This is a genomic window from Mesorhizobium sp. B2-8-1 (assembly GCF_006440955.1).
Taxonomy (GTDB): Bacteria; Pseudomonadota; Alphaproteobacteria; order Rhizobiales; family Rhizobiaceae; genus Mesorhizobium.
The window spans coordinates 255926-268209 of sequence record NZ_VFTX01000004.1 but is presented as its reverse complement, the minus strand read 5'-3'; the positions used below and the strand labels follow the sequence as shown (position 1 = coordinate 268209).

Annotated in this window: 15 protein-coding genes; 8 read left to right on the top strand and 7 right to left on the bottom strand. The window is 64.3% G+C overall.

Annotation, left to right across the window (positions count from 1 at the left end; translation table 11 throughout):
• Nucleotides 1-95: 95 nt before the first annotated feature.
• The 4 genes from rpoN to lptC all read right to left on the bottom strand — a co-directional run bounded on the left by rpoN (nt 96) and on the right by lptC (nt 3920).
• Nucleotides 96-1622 (bottom strand): RNA polymerase factor sigma-54, encoded by a 1527-nt coding sequence (gene rpoN, locus FJ428_RS13115; RefSeq protein WP_140624413.1) that lies wholly within the window; start codon nt 1620-1622, stop codon nt 96-98.
• A 195-nt stretch (nt 1623-1817) separates the two neighbouring features.
• A complete protein-coding gene (lptB, locus tag FJ428_RS13110; protein WP_140500202.1) occupies nt 1818-2636 on the bottom strand; it encodes an LPS export ABC transporter ATP-binding protein in 819 nt (272 codons plus the stop codon).
• Nucleotides 2636-3220: an LptA/OstA family protein gene (locus FJ428_RS13105; RefSeq protein WP_140500204.1), complete on the bottom strand. Its 585-nt coding sequence runs from the start codon at nt 3218-3220 to the stop codon at nt 2636-2638. Before FJ428_RS13105 ends, lptB begins: the two co-directional genes overlap by 1 nt.
• Nucleotides 3207-3920: an LPS export ABC transporter periplasmic protein LptC gene (gene lptC / locus FJ428_RS13100; protein ID WP_140560247.1), complete on the bottom strand. Its 714-nt coding sequence runs from the start codon at nt 3918-3920 to the stop codon at nt 3207-3209. The genes FJ428_RS13105 and lptC overlap by 14 nt, the downstream gene beginning before the upstream one ends.
• A 383-nt stretch (nt 3921-4303) precedes the next feature.
• Between lptC and sppA the strand changes: the two genes are divergently transcribed.
• From sppA to FJ428_RS13080, 4 genes are all read left to right on the top strand, one after another.
• On the top strand, nt 4304-5260 hold the full coding sequence (gene sppA / locus FJ428_RS13095) for a signal peptide peptidase SppA (RefSeq protein WP_140522514.1): 957 nt from the start codon (nt 4304-4306) through the stop codon (nt 5258-5260).
• 80 nt (nt 5261-5340) lie between these two features.
• Entirely contained in the window at nt 5341-5625 is a 285-nt protein-coding gene (locus tag FJ428_RS13090) for an integration host factor subunit beta (protein WP_006200394.1), read from the top strand.
• Nucleotides 5626-5678: 53 nt separating this feature from the next.
• Nucleotides 5679-6011, top strand: a complete 333-nt coding sequence (locus FJ428_RS13085) for a DUF1049 domain-containing protein (RefSeq protein ID WP_140522516.1) — start codon at nt 5679-5681, stop codon at nt 6009-6011.
• Between the two features lie 57 nt (nt 6012-6068).
• Entirely contained in the window at nt 6069-7034 is a 966-nt protein-coding gene (locus FJ428_RS13080; protein ID WP_140729241.1) for an ornithine cyclodeaminase family protein, read from the top strand.
• Nucleotide 7035: 1 nt separating this feature from the next.
• On the opposite strand, the gene FJ428_RS13075 is transcribed toward FJ428_RS13080, so the two are convergent.
• The 3 genes from FJ428_RS13075 to FJ428_RS13065 form a co-directional block, all read right to left on the bottom strand.
• A complete protein-coding gene (locus tag FJ428_RS13075) occupies nt 7036-7467 on the bottom strand; it encodes an EVE domain-containing protein (protein ID WP_140558399.1) in 432 nt (143 codons plus the stop codon).
• Nucleotides 7464-7859 carry a VOC family protein gene (locus tag FJ428_RS13070; RefSeq protein WP_140879537.1) on the bottom strand — a complete coding sequence of 132 codons (396 nt, stop codon included), beginning with the start codon at nt 7857-7859 and terminating at the stop codon, nt 7464-7466. Before FJ428_RS13070 ends, FJ428_RS13075 begins: the two co-directional genes overlap by 4 nt.
• A 92-nt stretch (nt 7860-7951) precedes the next feature.
• Nucleotides 7952-8647: a YafY family protein gene (locus FJ428_RS13065; RefSeq protein WP_140879536.1), complete on the bottom strand. Its 696-nt coding sequence runs from the start codon at nt 8645-8647 to the stop codon at nt 7952-7954.
• A 134-nt stretch (nt 8648-8781) separates the two neighbouring features.
• On the opposite strand from FJ428_RS13065, the gene FJ428_RS13060 reads away from it, so the two are divergent.
• The 4 genes from FJ428_RS13060 (at nt 8782) to FJ428_RS13045 (ending at nt 12272) form a co-directional block, all read left to right on the top strand.
• On the top strand, nt 8782-9855 hold the full coding sequence (locus tag FJ428_RS13060) for a class I SAM-dependent rRNA methyltransferase (RefSeq protein ID WP_140500219.1): 1074 nt from the start codon (nt 8782-8784) through the stop codon (nt 9853-9855).
• Complete coding sequence (locus tag FJ428_RS13055; protein ID WP_140500221.1) at nt 9855-10715, top strand: RNA methyltransferase; 861 nt, start codon at nt 9855-9857, stop codon at nt 10713-10715. The genes FJ428_RS13060 and FJ428_RS13055 overlap by 1 nt, the downstream gene beginning before the upstream one ends.
• A 13-nt stretch (nt 10716-10728) precedes the next feature.
• Nucleotides 10729-11217: a signal peptidase II gene (gene lspA, locus FJ428_RS13050; RefSeq protein ID WP_140500223.1), complete on the top strand. Its 489-nt coding sequence runs from the start codon at nt 10729-10731 to the stop codon at nt 11215-11217.
• A 62-nt stretch (nt 11218-11279) separates the two neighbouring features.
• Nucleotides 11280-12272 (top strand): MDR family oxidoreductase, encoded by a 993-nt coding sequence (locus tag FJ428_RS13045; RefSeq protein ID WP_140500225.1) that lies wholly within the window; start codon nt 11280-11282, stop codon nt 12270-12272.
• Nucleotides 12273-12284: the final 12 nt, after the last annotated feature.

The window sequence follows — 12284 nt, the reverse complement described above, 5'->3', positions numbered from 1 at the left end:
TAGCGGGCGTCGAGCCCGTCTCATGCGGGCGGGCTTCTAGCCACTTCACCGCAGCTTGTCAATGAAGCGCGAAACCCTGTGGAAAATCGCCGAACCTAGCGCCCGGCGCTGGCAAGGGCCCGCTTCTCGCGCCGGCGCTGCACCGAGGACGGGATATTCATGCCTTCCCTGTATTTGGCGACCGTACGCCTGGCGATGTCGACGCCGCTTTCGCGCAACATGTCGACGATCGCGTCGTCGGACAGGACGTCGACGGTTTTTTCCTCGTCGATCAATTGCTTGATGCGGTCGCGCACCGCTTCCGACGAATGCGCCTCGCCACCGCCCGACGCGGCTATCGAGGCGGTGAAGAAATAGCGCAGTTCGAACACGCCGCGCGGCGTCAGCATGTACTTGTTCGCGGTAACCCGGCTGACGGTCGATTCGTGCATGCCTATGGCGTCGGCCACCGTGCGCAGGTTGAGCGGCTTCAGCTGGCGCACGCCATGGACGAGGAAGGCATCCTGCTGGCGCACGATCTCCGATGCGACCTTGAGAATGGTCTTTGCCCGCTGATCGAGGCTTCGCGTCAGCCAATTGGCGTTCTGCAGGCACTCGGCCAGGAAATCCTTTTCGGCCTGGTTCTTGGCGTGCGGCGAAACCTGGGCGAAATAGATGTGGTCGACCAGCACGCGCGGCAGCGTTTCGGCGTTGAGCTCGACCGTCCAGCTGCCGTCATTGGCCGCGCGCACCTCGACATCGGCAATGACGGCGTCGCTGGCGCCGCCCGAAAAGGCCATGCCCGGCCGCGGATCGAGCGCCCGGACCTCGGCCAGCATGTCCAGCAGGTCCTCTTCGTCGACGCCGCAGATCCGCTTCAGCGTGTGGAAATCGCGGCGCGCCAGGAGTTCGAGGTTGGCAATCAGCGCCTTCATCGCCGGATCGAGCCTGTCGCGTACGGCAAGTTGCAGCGACAGGCATTCGGCAAGGTCGCGGGCGAACAGGCCGGCCGGCTCGAAGGTCTGGCACACCGACAGCACCTTGGCCACGGCGTCGGCGCCGCTACCAAGGCGCGAAGCTATCTCAGCCGTATCGGCGCGCATATAGCCGGTCTCGTCGAGGCCGTCCGCGAGTTCGCCGGCGATCAGGCGCGCCGCCGGATCGGTGAAAGCGAGCGCGATCTGCTCGCTGACATGATCGCGCAGCGTGATCGCGGTCGCCGCCATGTCGCCGGCATCGAAGCCTTCGGACGAGGACGTGCCGCCATTGCCGGTCGCCGATTTCCACTGTGCCGTGAGGTCTGGTCCGAGTCGCTCGCTGGTGCCCGGGTCGTCCGGGAACAGGTTCTCCAGCGATGTGTCGAGCTTTTCCGAGATTGCCTCGGCGCTCCATCCCGCTTCGGTCTCGAACCAGTCGCCGTCGGCCGCCGTTTCCGGTGCCGCCTCGGTCCTCGGCACCTGGTCGCTGGCGGCGTCGTCCTGCGGCTCGGCGCGCTCCAGCAACGGATTGCGCTCGATCTCCTCGTCGATGAAGTGCTCGAGTTCGGCATGGGTGAACTGCAGCAGCCGGATCGACTGCATCAGCTGTGGCGTCATCACCAGCGACTGCGACTGTCGTAGCTGTAGTTTCGCCGCCAACGCCATGGTTCGGTTTCAAACGCCTCGTCTGCATCCGGACTGCCGGAAGGAATTTTCGCGAACCGATAGAAACTGGCCCGGCTTTTGCTTGTCAAGGCAAACGCTAGCAAAACCCGCTTACCGGAGCGTTATCCCGGAGCAAAATCGCGAGAAAATGGCCCCTGACAGGAAAAAAATCGCGTCAGGAAACAAATTTCACGCTCAAAGCGTGAATCCCTCGCCCAGATAGAGCCGCCGCACGTCGGGATTTGCGACCACTTCATCAGCCCGGCCATGAGTGAGCACCTGGCCGGCATGGATGATGTAGGCGCGGTCGATCAGGCCGAGCGTCTCGCGCACATTGTGATCGGTGATGAGCACGCCGATGCCGCGCGCCGTCAAATGACGCACCAGTTGCTGGATGTCGGCGACGGCGATCGGGTCGATGCCGGCGAAAGGCTCGTCGAGCAGCATGTAGGCCGGGCGCGTGGCCAGCGCACGCGCGATCTCCAGGCGCCGACGTTCGCCGCCGGAAAGCGACATCGAGGGCGCCTTGCGCAAATGGCTGATATGGAACTCCTCGAGCAGTTCGTCGAGGCTGCGCTCGCGCTCCTTGCGGCTCTTTTCGACCACTTCCAGCACGGCGCGAATGTTCTGCTCGACGCTGAGGCCGCGGAAGATCGAGGCCTCCTGCGGCAGATAGCCGATGCCCAGACGCGCACGCCGGTACATCGGCATGGAGGTGACATCGAAGCCGTCGATCTCGATCGTGCCCTCGTCCACGGGCACCAGGCCGGTGACCATGTAGAAACAGGTGGTCTTGCCGGCACCGTTCGGACCGAGAAGCCCGACGGCCTCGCCGGCACGCACCCCGAGCGTGACGCCGCTGACCACCTTGCGACCCTTGTAGCTCTTGGTCAGGCCCTTGGCGATCAAGGTTCCCTTGAACTTCGCCTTATCGGCGGTGACCGTGGCCGGAGCCGAAACCTTGCCGGCGGCCCGCCCCGGAAGACGCGCCGTCAGCGACGACAGGCTGGCCATCAGGGGTTCGTCGCTCCCGATTTCGGCGGTGGTGTCATCGACATGATGACACGTCCGCCGCAGCCGTCGACATTGGCGAGGCCGGTCTTCATCTGCACGGTGAGCTTGCAGCCCTTGAGGACGTTGGGGCCTTGCGACAGAACCACTTCCTTGCCGGACAGGACCAGCACCTGCGTCTTCATGTCGAAGGTGCCATTGTCGCCGGTCGCGATCTGGTCATTCGACTTGATGTAAACTTTTCCGCTGACTTCAAGGTGGTCGATGTTGGCGGAGCCGGTCATCGCCGCTCCCGCTGCTTCCGTCCCCTTTGCGGCCGCGTTCGGGTCCTTGACGTAGTAGACCATCATCTTGCCGGACTTGAGCAGGGTCGGTCCCTGCACGACCGTGACGTTGCCGGTGAACACGGCGACGTTGTCCGCCTGCCGCACCTCCAGCTTGTCGCTCTCGATCTGGATGGGCTTGTCGCCCGACAGTTTGAGCCCGGACGCGCTCTCGGCGGTGGATTGCGCCAGCGCCGGCGCAAGCCCCAGCAAAAGCAGCGCCGAAGCTGCGGCGGCAAGCCGTGTCGAACTAATGAGCCACATTCGCTTCTTCGCCCTTTGCCTCTGCCGCCTTCAGATTGGCGGGATCGATATTGACGCGCACTTTGTTCTCGAACACCAGAACCTTGCCATTGTCCTGCACCGACAAGGAATTCGCGGTGATCTGCGACCCGTCACGGCTGACGTCCACGGGGTCATCCGTCTTCATAGTGCCTTTGCCCATGTCGAGGAAGACCGATTTGAACTTGGCCTGAAGGCCGTCGGTCGTGGCGATCGTGACGTCGCTGGTCAGGTGCATCGTATTGCCGTCGCGATCGTAGGTGCCATGCGTGGCTTTGATCGCAGCGACATTGTCGGCCGCGATCGGCACCTTGGCATCGATGCCGTCGAGTTCGATGATGCCTTGCGTGCTGACGTCCTGTATGGCGCGCAATGCCGTCATGGAATAGGGCAACTTCTGCTTGGTGAAGCCGTTGAGCTTGGGGTTGGCCATCACCAGCTTGCCGTTGGAAAAGGCGGTGCCTTCCGCCTGGACCGCGACGGACACCGGTGCGGCGAGGTAGGAATAGACCGGGAAGGCAATGGCGATCAACGCCGCTAGCACCGGCACGGCGAATTTGAGCACGCGCACCCGGCGCGAATGCCGCCGTGCGCGATCGAACGCGTCCCCCCTCGCCGGGCCGTCCGCCGGGGGAGCCAACTCCGTCTCGGTGCTGCTCGCTTCACTCGTTCGCGCTAACATAACTGCTTTCTTCTAAAACCCCTGCCCCGCCGGGCAACACCGCCTATAGGTGGGACGTCGGCGCTTTCAAGCAAGCACAAGCCGACGAAAACCGCGAAAATGTGACAGTTGCTGTCGTGCAGATCAGAACGGATCAACACCGACAGCCCTGCTTCATAGCAGAAATAGACGTCTGGCGTACATTTTTCGTTACCATCGGCTCTCCCCTTACCTGCCGTTCGTTTCACGGACCAATCACGAAACCGACGTCTTGGCGGACGCTGACGCGCACTTGCCTCGCGTGCGCCGCGCGCGGATTGCCGCGTCCTGCGCAGACGGAATTGCTTCCAGACCGGGACGTCATGGTCTAAAAGCATCTCTTTCCATCGACCGTGAGGCTGACCATGGCATTGAGAGCCGACGACCTGATCGACCGCCGCCGCTTGCGGCGTAAGCTGACCTTCTGGCGCGCTGCGGCCATCGCCATCGTTGCGCTCGGCGTCATTGCGATCTCGGCCTGGTTCTATCGCGACGATTTCGGCGGCTCGGCCGTCGATCATATCGCCAAGGTCAGGATCGAAGGCACCATAACCGAGGACGACGAACTGATCGAGCGGCTGGAAGCCATCCGCAAGTCGCCGAGGGTGAAAGGCGTGATCCTCGCCATCGATTCCCCCGGCGGCACCACCGTCGGCGGTGAATCGATCTATGAGGAGGTGCGCAAGCTCGCCGCCGACAAGCCTGTCGCGGCCGAGGTCGGCACGCTCGCCGCGTCGGCCGGCTACATGATCGCGAGCGCCACCGATCACATCGTCGCCCGCAAGACCTCGATCGTCGGCTCGATCGGCGTGTTGATCCAGTATCCTGATGTCAGCGGCCTGATGGACAAGCTCGGCGTCAAGCTGGAGGAAGTGAAATCCTCGCCGCTCAAGGCCTCGCCCTCGCCTTTCAAGCCGACCAACGACGACGAGCGCGCCATGGTCCGCAAGCTCATCCTCGACAGCTACGACTGGTTCGTCGGCATCGTCGCCGAACGCCGCAAGATGACCCGCGAGCAAGCGCTGGCGCTCGCCGACGGATCGATCTTCACCGGTCGCCAAGGGGTCGCCAACGGCCTGATCGACGCCGTCGGCGGCGAGACCGAGGCGATCGACTGGCTGGCGACCAAGGGCGTCGACTCGAAACTCAAGGTGGTCGAATGGAAGGACACGGAGCGGCGCGGCGGCTTCCTGTTTTCCAAAGCGATGGTGCGCACGATCGCCGGCGCGCTCGGCCTGCCGGACTACAGCGGCGATATCATCCATGAACTTGGCGCCGACCGCTTGTTTCTTGACGGTCTCGTTTCCGTCTGGCACCCTTGAGATGCCGTTTGGGGTGGATGAAAAAGCAAACAAAATCATCCTCATAATTTCGACCGCACCGATTTCAGGGGACCCGTCCGATGATCAAGTCCGAACTTGTGCAGATTATTGCCACGCGCAATCCGCATCTTTTCCTGCGCGACGTTGAAAACATCGTCGGCGCGATTTTCGACGAGATCACCGACGCGCTCGCCGAAGGCAACCGGGTCGAATTGCGTGGCTTCGGTGCCTTTTCGGTGAAAAATCGCCCCGCCCGCACCGGCCGCAACCCGCGCACCGGTGAATCCGTCGAGGTCGAGGAGAAATGGGTGCCTTTCTTCAAGACCGGCAAGGAACTGCGCGAAAGGCTGAATGGCGGAAAATAGGCGCGACGCCAGACCGGCCCTTCCCGGGAGGCCGGTTTCCGACGGAAAACATCATGCTCAATCGCTTCATGCTCATCGTGGTCTTCGTGCCCCTGGCGGTCATCCTGATCGCGCTGGCCGTCGCCAATCGCGAACTCGTCGCCTTCACGCTGGATCCGTTCAATCCCGGCAATCCGGCGCTGACGCTCACTTTGCCGCTGTTCATCTTCCTGTTCCTGGCCCTCGCCGTCGGCATGGTCGTCGGCAGCCTGGCGACCTGGGTCAAGCAGGGACGTTACCGCAAGCTGGCGCGCCAGCGCGGCGTCGAGGCCGAGAACCTGCGCCAGGCGATCGGCCGCACCCCGTCGACACCGCAGGGACCGGTGCTGCCGAAGCCGACCAACTGACCGCCGCACGGCGCTGCGGGCCCTCTCGGGCCCGCGATTTTCTTCACGGAGTTTCCCATGCTGACCATTTCGGCCGCAGAGGTCGACCAGTCGTTGACCTTCCCGGGCCTAGTGGACACGCTGCGCGTGGCTTTCCGTGACGGCGCGGTGCAACCTGTCCGGCACCATCACACGGTCGAACGGCCGGACGGTGCGGCCTCGACCTTGCTGCTGATGCCGGCCTGGACCGATTTCAACGCAGCCGGCATCTCGGCCGGGGGGCATATCGGCGTCAAGATCGTTACCGTCTCGCCCGACAACAATGCCATCGGCAAACCGGCAGTGATGGGGGTCTATCTCCTGCTCAACGGCGCCACCGGCGAACCGGAGGCCCTGATCGACGGCCAGCGGCTGACGCAATGGCGCACGGCCTGCGCCTCGGCGCTCGCCGCATCCTATCTGGCGCGCGAAGACGCTTCCCGGCTGCTGGTGATCGGGGCCGGTGCGCTGTCGCCATTCCTCGCCAAGGCGCATTGCGCCGTGCGGCCGATCAGGACCATCCGCATCTGGAATCGCACCTTGGACAACGCCGAGAAGGTCGCCGCCGGACTGCGCGCCGAGGGCTTCGCGGCGAGCGCAGCGACCGATCTCGATGCCGAGCTCGGCCAGGCCGATATCGTCTCGTCGGCGACGATCGCCACCGATCCGCTGATCAAGGGCGCCCGCCTGAAGCCGGGAAGCCATGTCGACATGGTCGGCGGCTTCACCCCGACAATGCGCGAAAGCGACGACGAGGCGATAGGGCGCGCCCGCGTCTATGTCGACACCCGCGCCGGCGCCACCAAGGAAGCGGGCGACATCGTCATACCGCTCGCTTCGGGCGTGTTGAAACCGGAAGCCATCATAGCCGACTTGCACGAGCTGGCGCGCGGTCAGAAGCAAGGGCGCCGGAGCGCCGACGAGATCACGCTGTTCAAGTCGGTCGGCGCCGCGCTCGAGGACCTTGCCGCCGGCATTGCCGTCTACAAGGCGCTCAGGAGCTAGCTTACTGTCCCGGCTGGTTAGCGCCCATAGCTTCGGCGATTACGGCGAAATCGGCCGCGCTTATCGAGAACAGGCCGAAGCGCAGTTGATACCCCCAATTCGGCTTGCCGGCCGTGAAGTCCAGCCTGTCGAGCAATGGCTTGATCGGCGCTTCCCCGGCCGCCGCCCAGTCGACGTCGCGGCGAAAGGGCGTGAAGCCGCCGCCCATGTCGCCTTGATAGGGTTCTCCCTCCCGTACCGTGCCGATCGCCGTGAACGCCCGCAGCCCGTCTTTCTCGCCCAAAATCGTTGTCGGCGAATAATAAACAATGCCGTCCCCGGGCTGCATCCGCCGCAGCGGCGCCGCCTTGCCGTGGTTGACCTGCATAAAGCCGCCCTCGCGGCCGCGCCGGACGTGCTGCGCCGACGCCACCGCGATCCAATACGCGCTCATTCCTGCTCCCCGTCCGCCTGCTGCCCGTCCGACAGCCAGTAGACCCGCAGGCGATGGTTGTCGGGATCGAGCGCAACGAAGGTGCGGCCGAAATCCATGTCGGTCGGCGCCTGCAGGATCTTCAGCCCACGTCCGGACCAGTCGGCATGGGCGGCATCGACTGCCTCGGGCGTATCCAGGACAAAGACGATCTCGGCGCCGCCACCGGTCGCTGCCGCCGCCGGTTCCACCGTATGCCTCGACCAGAGACCGAGTTTGAAACCGTTGTCGAGCACGAACAGCACGAATGTCGGCGCGCTTTCGACCGGCTCGCGGCCGAGCAGCGCGCTGTAGAAGGTGCCGCTTCGCTGCGGCTGGTCGACGTAGAGGATGACGAAATTCGGGGTGACCATGTCTGTTCTCCAGGGGTTTCGACCAGGACAGACATAAAGCGCGCCACTGCCAGATTCTGGCAGTATGCGTAACGAGAGGCGCCGTAGACAGCTCACAACCGCTCCTGCCGTGGGGTGTCGAGCGTCGCCCGCCATTCCTTCAGCAGCGCCTGACGGCGGCGCGGATAACGCAGATCCGTCGTCTTGAGCTCGGCTATGCGGTCGGTGCGAAAATGCCGGAAATCCTGCCGCATTTCGCACCACGCCACCACGACCCGCACCTTGTCGAAGAACCCAAGCGCGAACGGCCACACGATGCGCCACGAGCCCGCGCCACCGGCATCGCGATAGAAGAAGTCCAGCTTGCGCTCGTTGCGGATCGCCTGCCGCACCAGGCCGAGATCGATGCCTTCGACAGTCCCGCTGGGCGGCCCGACCAGCAGTGCGGTGGCGTCGAGATCCTCGCGCAGGTCATCCGGCAGCACCGACGCGATCTTGGCAAGCGCGTTGACGGCCGCTACCGAAAGCCGCGAATCCGGCTGCTTGGCGACCCAGCGCGAACCGAGCACAATTGCCTCGATCTCCTCGTCGCTGAACATCAACGGCGGCAGCATGAATCCGGGCTTCAGCACATAGCCGAGCCCCGCCTCGCCATCGATCGGCGCCCCCTGGCCCTGCAGCGTTGCGATGTCGCGGTAAAGCGTGCGAATTGAAATCCCGAGTTCGTCGGCGAGCGACTGCCCGCTCACCGGCATGCGATGCCGTCGTAATGTCTGGATCAGGTCGAGCAGGCGTTCGGAGCGGGACATATCGAAGATTTGCCTGTTTCTTTGACATTGGTCCATCGCAAGCCGACATGACCAGGCGACGGCCGCGCGGCGGACTTGGTTGCGAAGCCGGTTGCCCTATGTCAAAAGCGGCCACGCCTCGGAGATGCTCCTGCTTGAAATCTTTTCGCGACAAACGCCGCGACAGCCGTCCGCCCGCAAAAAGCGGTGCGCAACGGGTGCGTCCGCATGAAGGTCGTGGAACGGCCCGGCCGCAGGAGCGGCCCGACGCCAGGGCCGACGAGCGCCCCGAACCGAAGTCGGCGCCCCGCATTCTGGCCCGTCGCGACGGCGCTCTTCCGGCCGAACAGCTTCCGCTGATCCTCGAAGTGGCGCCGAATGGCGACTATGCGCTGCTCGACAGCGGCGCCGGCCAGAAGCTCGAACAATACGGTCCTTATCGGATCGTCCGCCCAGAGGGCCAGGCGATCTGGCAGAAGGCGCTGCCGGCAAGGGAATGGGACCGCGCCGACGCTGTCTTCACCGGCGATACCGACGAGGAAGGCATTGGCCGCTGGCGCTTCCCCGGGACGCCGCTCGGCGAGACCTGGCCGATGAAGCACGACGGCATCGATTATCTCGGCCGCTTCACCTCGTTTCGCCATGTCGGCGTGTTTCCCGAGCAGGCCTCGCACTGGGATCACATGGCCGGACTGATCGCGGCGGCCAGGCGGCCGGTCAAGGTGCTCAATCTGTTCGGCTATACCGGCCTTGCCTCGCTGGTGGCGGCGCGTGCCGGCGCCGAGGTCACCCATGTCGATGCCTCGAAAAAGGCGATCGGCTGGGCCCGCGAAAACCAGGAGATGGCCGGGCTTGGCAACAAGCCGATCCGCTGGATCGTCGAAGACGCAGTGAAATTCGCCGAGCGAGAGGAGCGCCGCGGCAGCCGCTATGACATTGTTCTGTTCGACCCGCCCGCCTATGGCCGCGGCCCCAAGGGCGAGGTCTGGCAGTTGTTCGAGGACCTGCCGGCATTGACCGATCTCTGCCGATCGATCCTGACGCCGAAACCGCTTGCCGTGGTGCTGACCGCTTATTCGATCCGCGCCTCCTTCTTCGCCATCCATGCCCTCATGCGCGACACCTTTGCCGGCATGGGCGGCAAGGTTGAATCGGGCGAATTGATCATCCGCGAAAAATCGGCGGGCCGCGCGCTGTCGACCTCGCTGTTCTCGCGCTGGGTGGCCTGATGAGTGGATATGACGGCGCCCGTCCGGTCGGGCAGGTGAAAGAGGTCACCAGCCTCGCCAATCCGCTGGTCAAGGACATCAAGGCGCTGGCCTTGAAAAAATTCCGCGACCAGCAGAACGCCTTCATGGCCGAGGGACTGAAGCTGGTCATCGATGCGCTCGACCTCGGCTGGCAGATCAGGACCCTGGTCTTCGCCAAGGCCGGACGCGGCAACGCGGCGGTTGAGAAGGTCGCTGCGCGTACGGTTGCCGCCGGCGGCACCGTGCTCGAAGTCTCGGAAAAAGTGCTTGTCGCCATAACCCGTCGCGACAATCCGCAAATGGTGATCGGCGTTTTCTCGCAGAAATTCCTGGCCCTGAAGGATATCCGCGCCGACAATGGCGATGTCTGGGTGGCGCTCGACCGGGTGCGCGATCCCGGCAACCTCGGCACCGTCATCCGCACGGTGGACGCCGTCGGCGCCAAGGGCGTGATCCTGGTCGGAGACACCACCGATCCCTTTTCGGTGGAGACGGTGCGCGCCACCATGGGCTCGATCTTCGCCGTTCCGGTGGCCAAGGCGACGACCGACGCATTCCTCGCCTGGCGCGGCGGGTTTTCTGGCCTCGTCGCCGGCACGCACCTCAAAGGCGCGGTCGACTACCGCTCGGTCGATTTTTCCCGGGGGCCGGTGCTGCTGATGATGGGCAATGAACAGCAAGGCCTGCCCGAAAGCCTGGCGGCGAGTTGCGACAGGCTGCTCAGGATTCCGCAGGCAGGGCGTGCCGATTCGCTCAATCTTGCCGTCGCCACCGGCGTCATGCTGTTCGAGATCCGCCGCGGCGCGCTGAAACTGGACCCTATGGTGGATTCGCAATGAGGGTTGCCCAATCGTGAAATCATGGTCTCCCTATGCGCTGCTGGTCGTCGCGGCCATCGCGCTCGACCAGTGGATAAAACATTTGGTCGAGATCGGCCTTCCCTTTCAGGAAAAGCTCGATCTCCTGCCCTTCCTGGCGCTGTTTCGCACCTATAATACCGGCATCGCCTTCTCGATGTTCTCATCCTTCGGCGATACCGGGCTGGTGATCATCGCCGTTCTCGTCGTCGCCTTCGTGCTCTATCTGGCCACGCACACGCCAGCGGGCCATGTTATTGCCCGCACCGGCTTTGCCCTGATCATCGGTGGCGCGCTCGGCAATCTGATCGACCGCGCCGTCTACGGCCACGTCATCGACTACATCCTGTTCCACACTCCGGTCTGGTCCTTCGCCGTGTTCAATCTCGCCGATGCCTTCATTTCGGTCGGCGCCGCGCTGGTCGTGCTTGACGAAGTTTTGGGCTGGCGGCGCCAGCCCAAGCCCCAGGGTCCCGACGCCTGACCGATTGACCCGGCGCGGCCGCCGCAGCAGAGTCCAAACGTCGATAGATCGAGGAGAGAAAAATGCCCGAAACCTTCAAAGCCATCCTCGTTTCGCGCGACGCCGAAAAGAAACAGTCGGTGGCGGTGACCGACCTCACCGAAGCCGATCTCATGGACGGTGACGTCACCGTCGCAGTCGAAGCGACGACGGTGAACTACAAGGATGGGCTCGCAATATCAGGCAAGGCGCCGGTCATTCGCCGCTGGCCCTTGGTGCCAGGCATCGATTTCGCCGGAACGGTCTTATCCTCTTCCCATCCCGACTGGCGCAAGGGAGACAAGGTCATCCTGAACGGCTGGGGTGTCGGCGAGACGCATTTTGGCGCCTATGCCGGGCGCGCCCGCGTCAACGGCGACTGGCTGGTGCCGCTCCCCGACGGCATCAGCGCGCATGACGCGATGGCGGTCGGCACCGCCGGCTATACCGCAATGCTGTGCGTCATGGCACTGGAGCGGCACGGCATCGTGCCCGATCGCGGGCCCGTGGTGGTGACGGGCGCGGCCGGCGGCGTCGGCTCGGTCGCGGTCTCCATCCTGTCCAGCCTGGGCTATCACGTCATTGCCTCGACAGGGCGCAATGCCGAAAGCCCGTATCTCATCGATCTTGGCGCCGCGGAGGTGATATCGCGCGACGAACTCAGCCAGCCGACCAAGCCGCTCGCCAAGGAGCGTTGGGCGGGCGGCATCGATTCCGTCGGCAGCCACACACTGGCCAATGTGCTCTCTATGACCTCCTATGGCGGTGCCGTCGCGGCCTGCGGCCTGGCCGGCGGCATGGACCTGCCGTCGAGCGTGGCACCTTTCATCCTGCGCGGCGTTTCGCTGCTCGGCATCGATTCGGTGATGGCGCCGAAACCGGTGCGGCTCGAGGCCTGGCGCCGCATCGGCGCCGACCTGGATCTGCGCAAGCTCGCCAGCCTGTCCACGACCATCGGCTTCGACAACATCATCGACGCCGCGCGCGACATCGTCGACGGCAAGATCCGCGGCCGCGTCGTCGTAGACATGCAGTGAGTTCGCCGGGGT

What these genes read in the sequence shown, in the direction of transcription:
- rpoN (WP_140624413.1), bottom strand. Translation starts at nt 1,622, where the DNA reads ATGGCGTTGGCGGCGAAACTACAGCTACGACAGTCGCAGTCGCTGGTG.
- FJ428_RS13105 (WP_140500204.1), bottom strand. Translation starts at nt 3,220, where the DNA reads ATGTGGCTCATTAGTTCGACACGGCTTGCCGCCGCAGCTTCGGCGCTG.
- FJ428_RS13075 (WP_140558399.1), bottom strand. Translation starts at nt 7,467, where the DNA reads ATGAGCGCGTATTGGATCGCGGTGGCGTCGGCGCAGCACGTCCGGCGC.
- FJ428_RS13080 (WP_140729241.1), top strand. Translation starts at nt 6,069, where the DNA reads ATGCTGACCATTTCGGCCGCAGAGGTCGACCAGTCGTTGACCTTCCCG.
- FJ428_RS13045 (WP_140500225.1), top strand. Translation starts at nt 11,280, where the DNA reads ATGCCCGAAACCTTCAAAGCCATCCTCGTTTCGCGCGACGCCGAAAAG.
- sppA (WP_140522514.1), top strand. Translation starts at nt 4,304, where the DNA reads ATGGCATTGAGAGCCGACGACCTGATCGACCGCCGCCGCTTGCGGCGT.
- lptC (WP_140560247.1), bottom strand. Translation starts at nt 3,920, where the DNA reads ATGTTAGCGCGAACGAGTGAAGCGAGCAGCACCGAGACGGAGTTGGCT.
- FJ428_RS13090 (WP_006200394.1), top strand. Translation starts at nt 5,341, where the DNA reads ATGATCAAGTCCGAACTTGTGCAGATTATTGCCACGCGCAATCCGCAT.
- FJ428_RS13065 (WP_140879536.1), bottom strand. Translation starts at nt 8,647, where the DNA reads ATGTCCCGCTCCGAACGCCTGCTCGACCTGATCCAGACATTACGACGG.
- lptB (WP_140500202.1), bottom strand. Translation starts at nt 2,636, where the DNA reads ATGGCCAGCCTGTCGTCGCTGACGGCGCGTCTTCCGGGGCGGGCCGCC.
- FJ428_RS13070 (WP_140879537.1), bottom strand. Translation starts at nt 7,859, where the DNA reads ATGGTCACCCCGAATTTCGTCATCCTCTACGTCGACCAGCCGCAGCGA.
- FJ428_RS13085 (WP_140522516.1), top strand. Translation starts at nt 5,679, where the DNA reads ATGCTCAATCGCTTCATGCTCATCGTGGTCTTCGTGCCCCTGGCGGTC.
- FJ428_RS13055 (WP_140500221.1), top strand. Translation starts at nt 9,855, where the DNA reads ATGAGTGGATATGACGGCGCCCGTCCGGTCGGGCAGGTGAAAGAGGTC.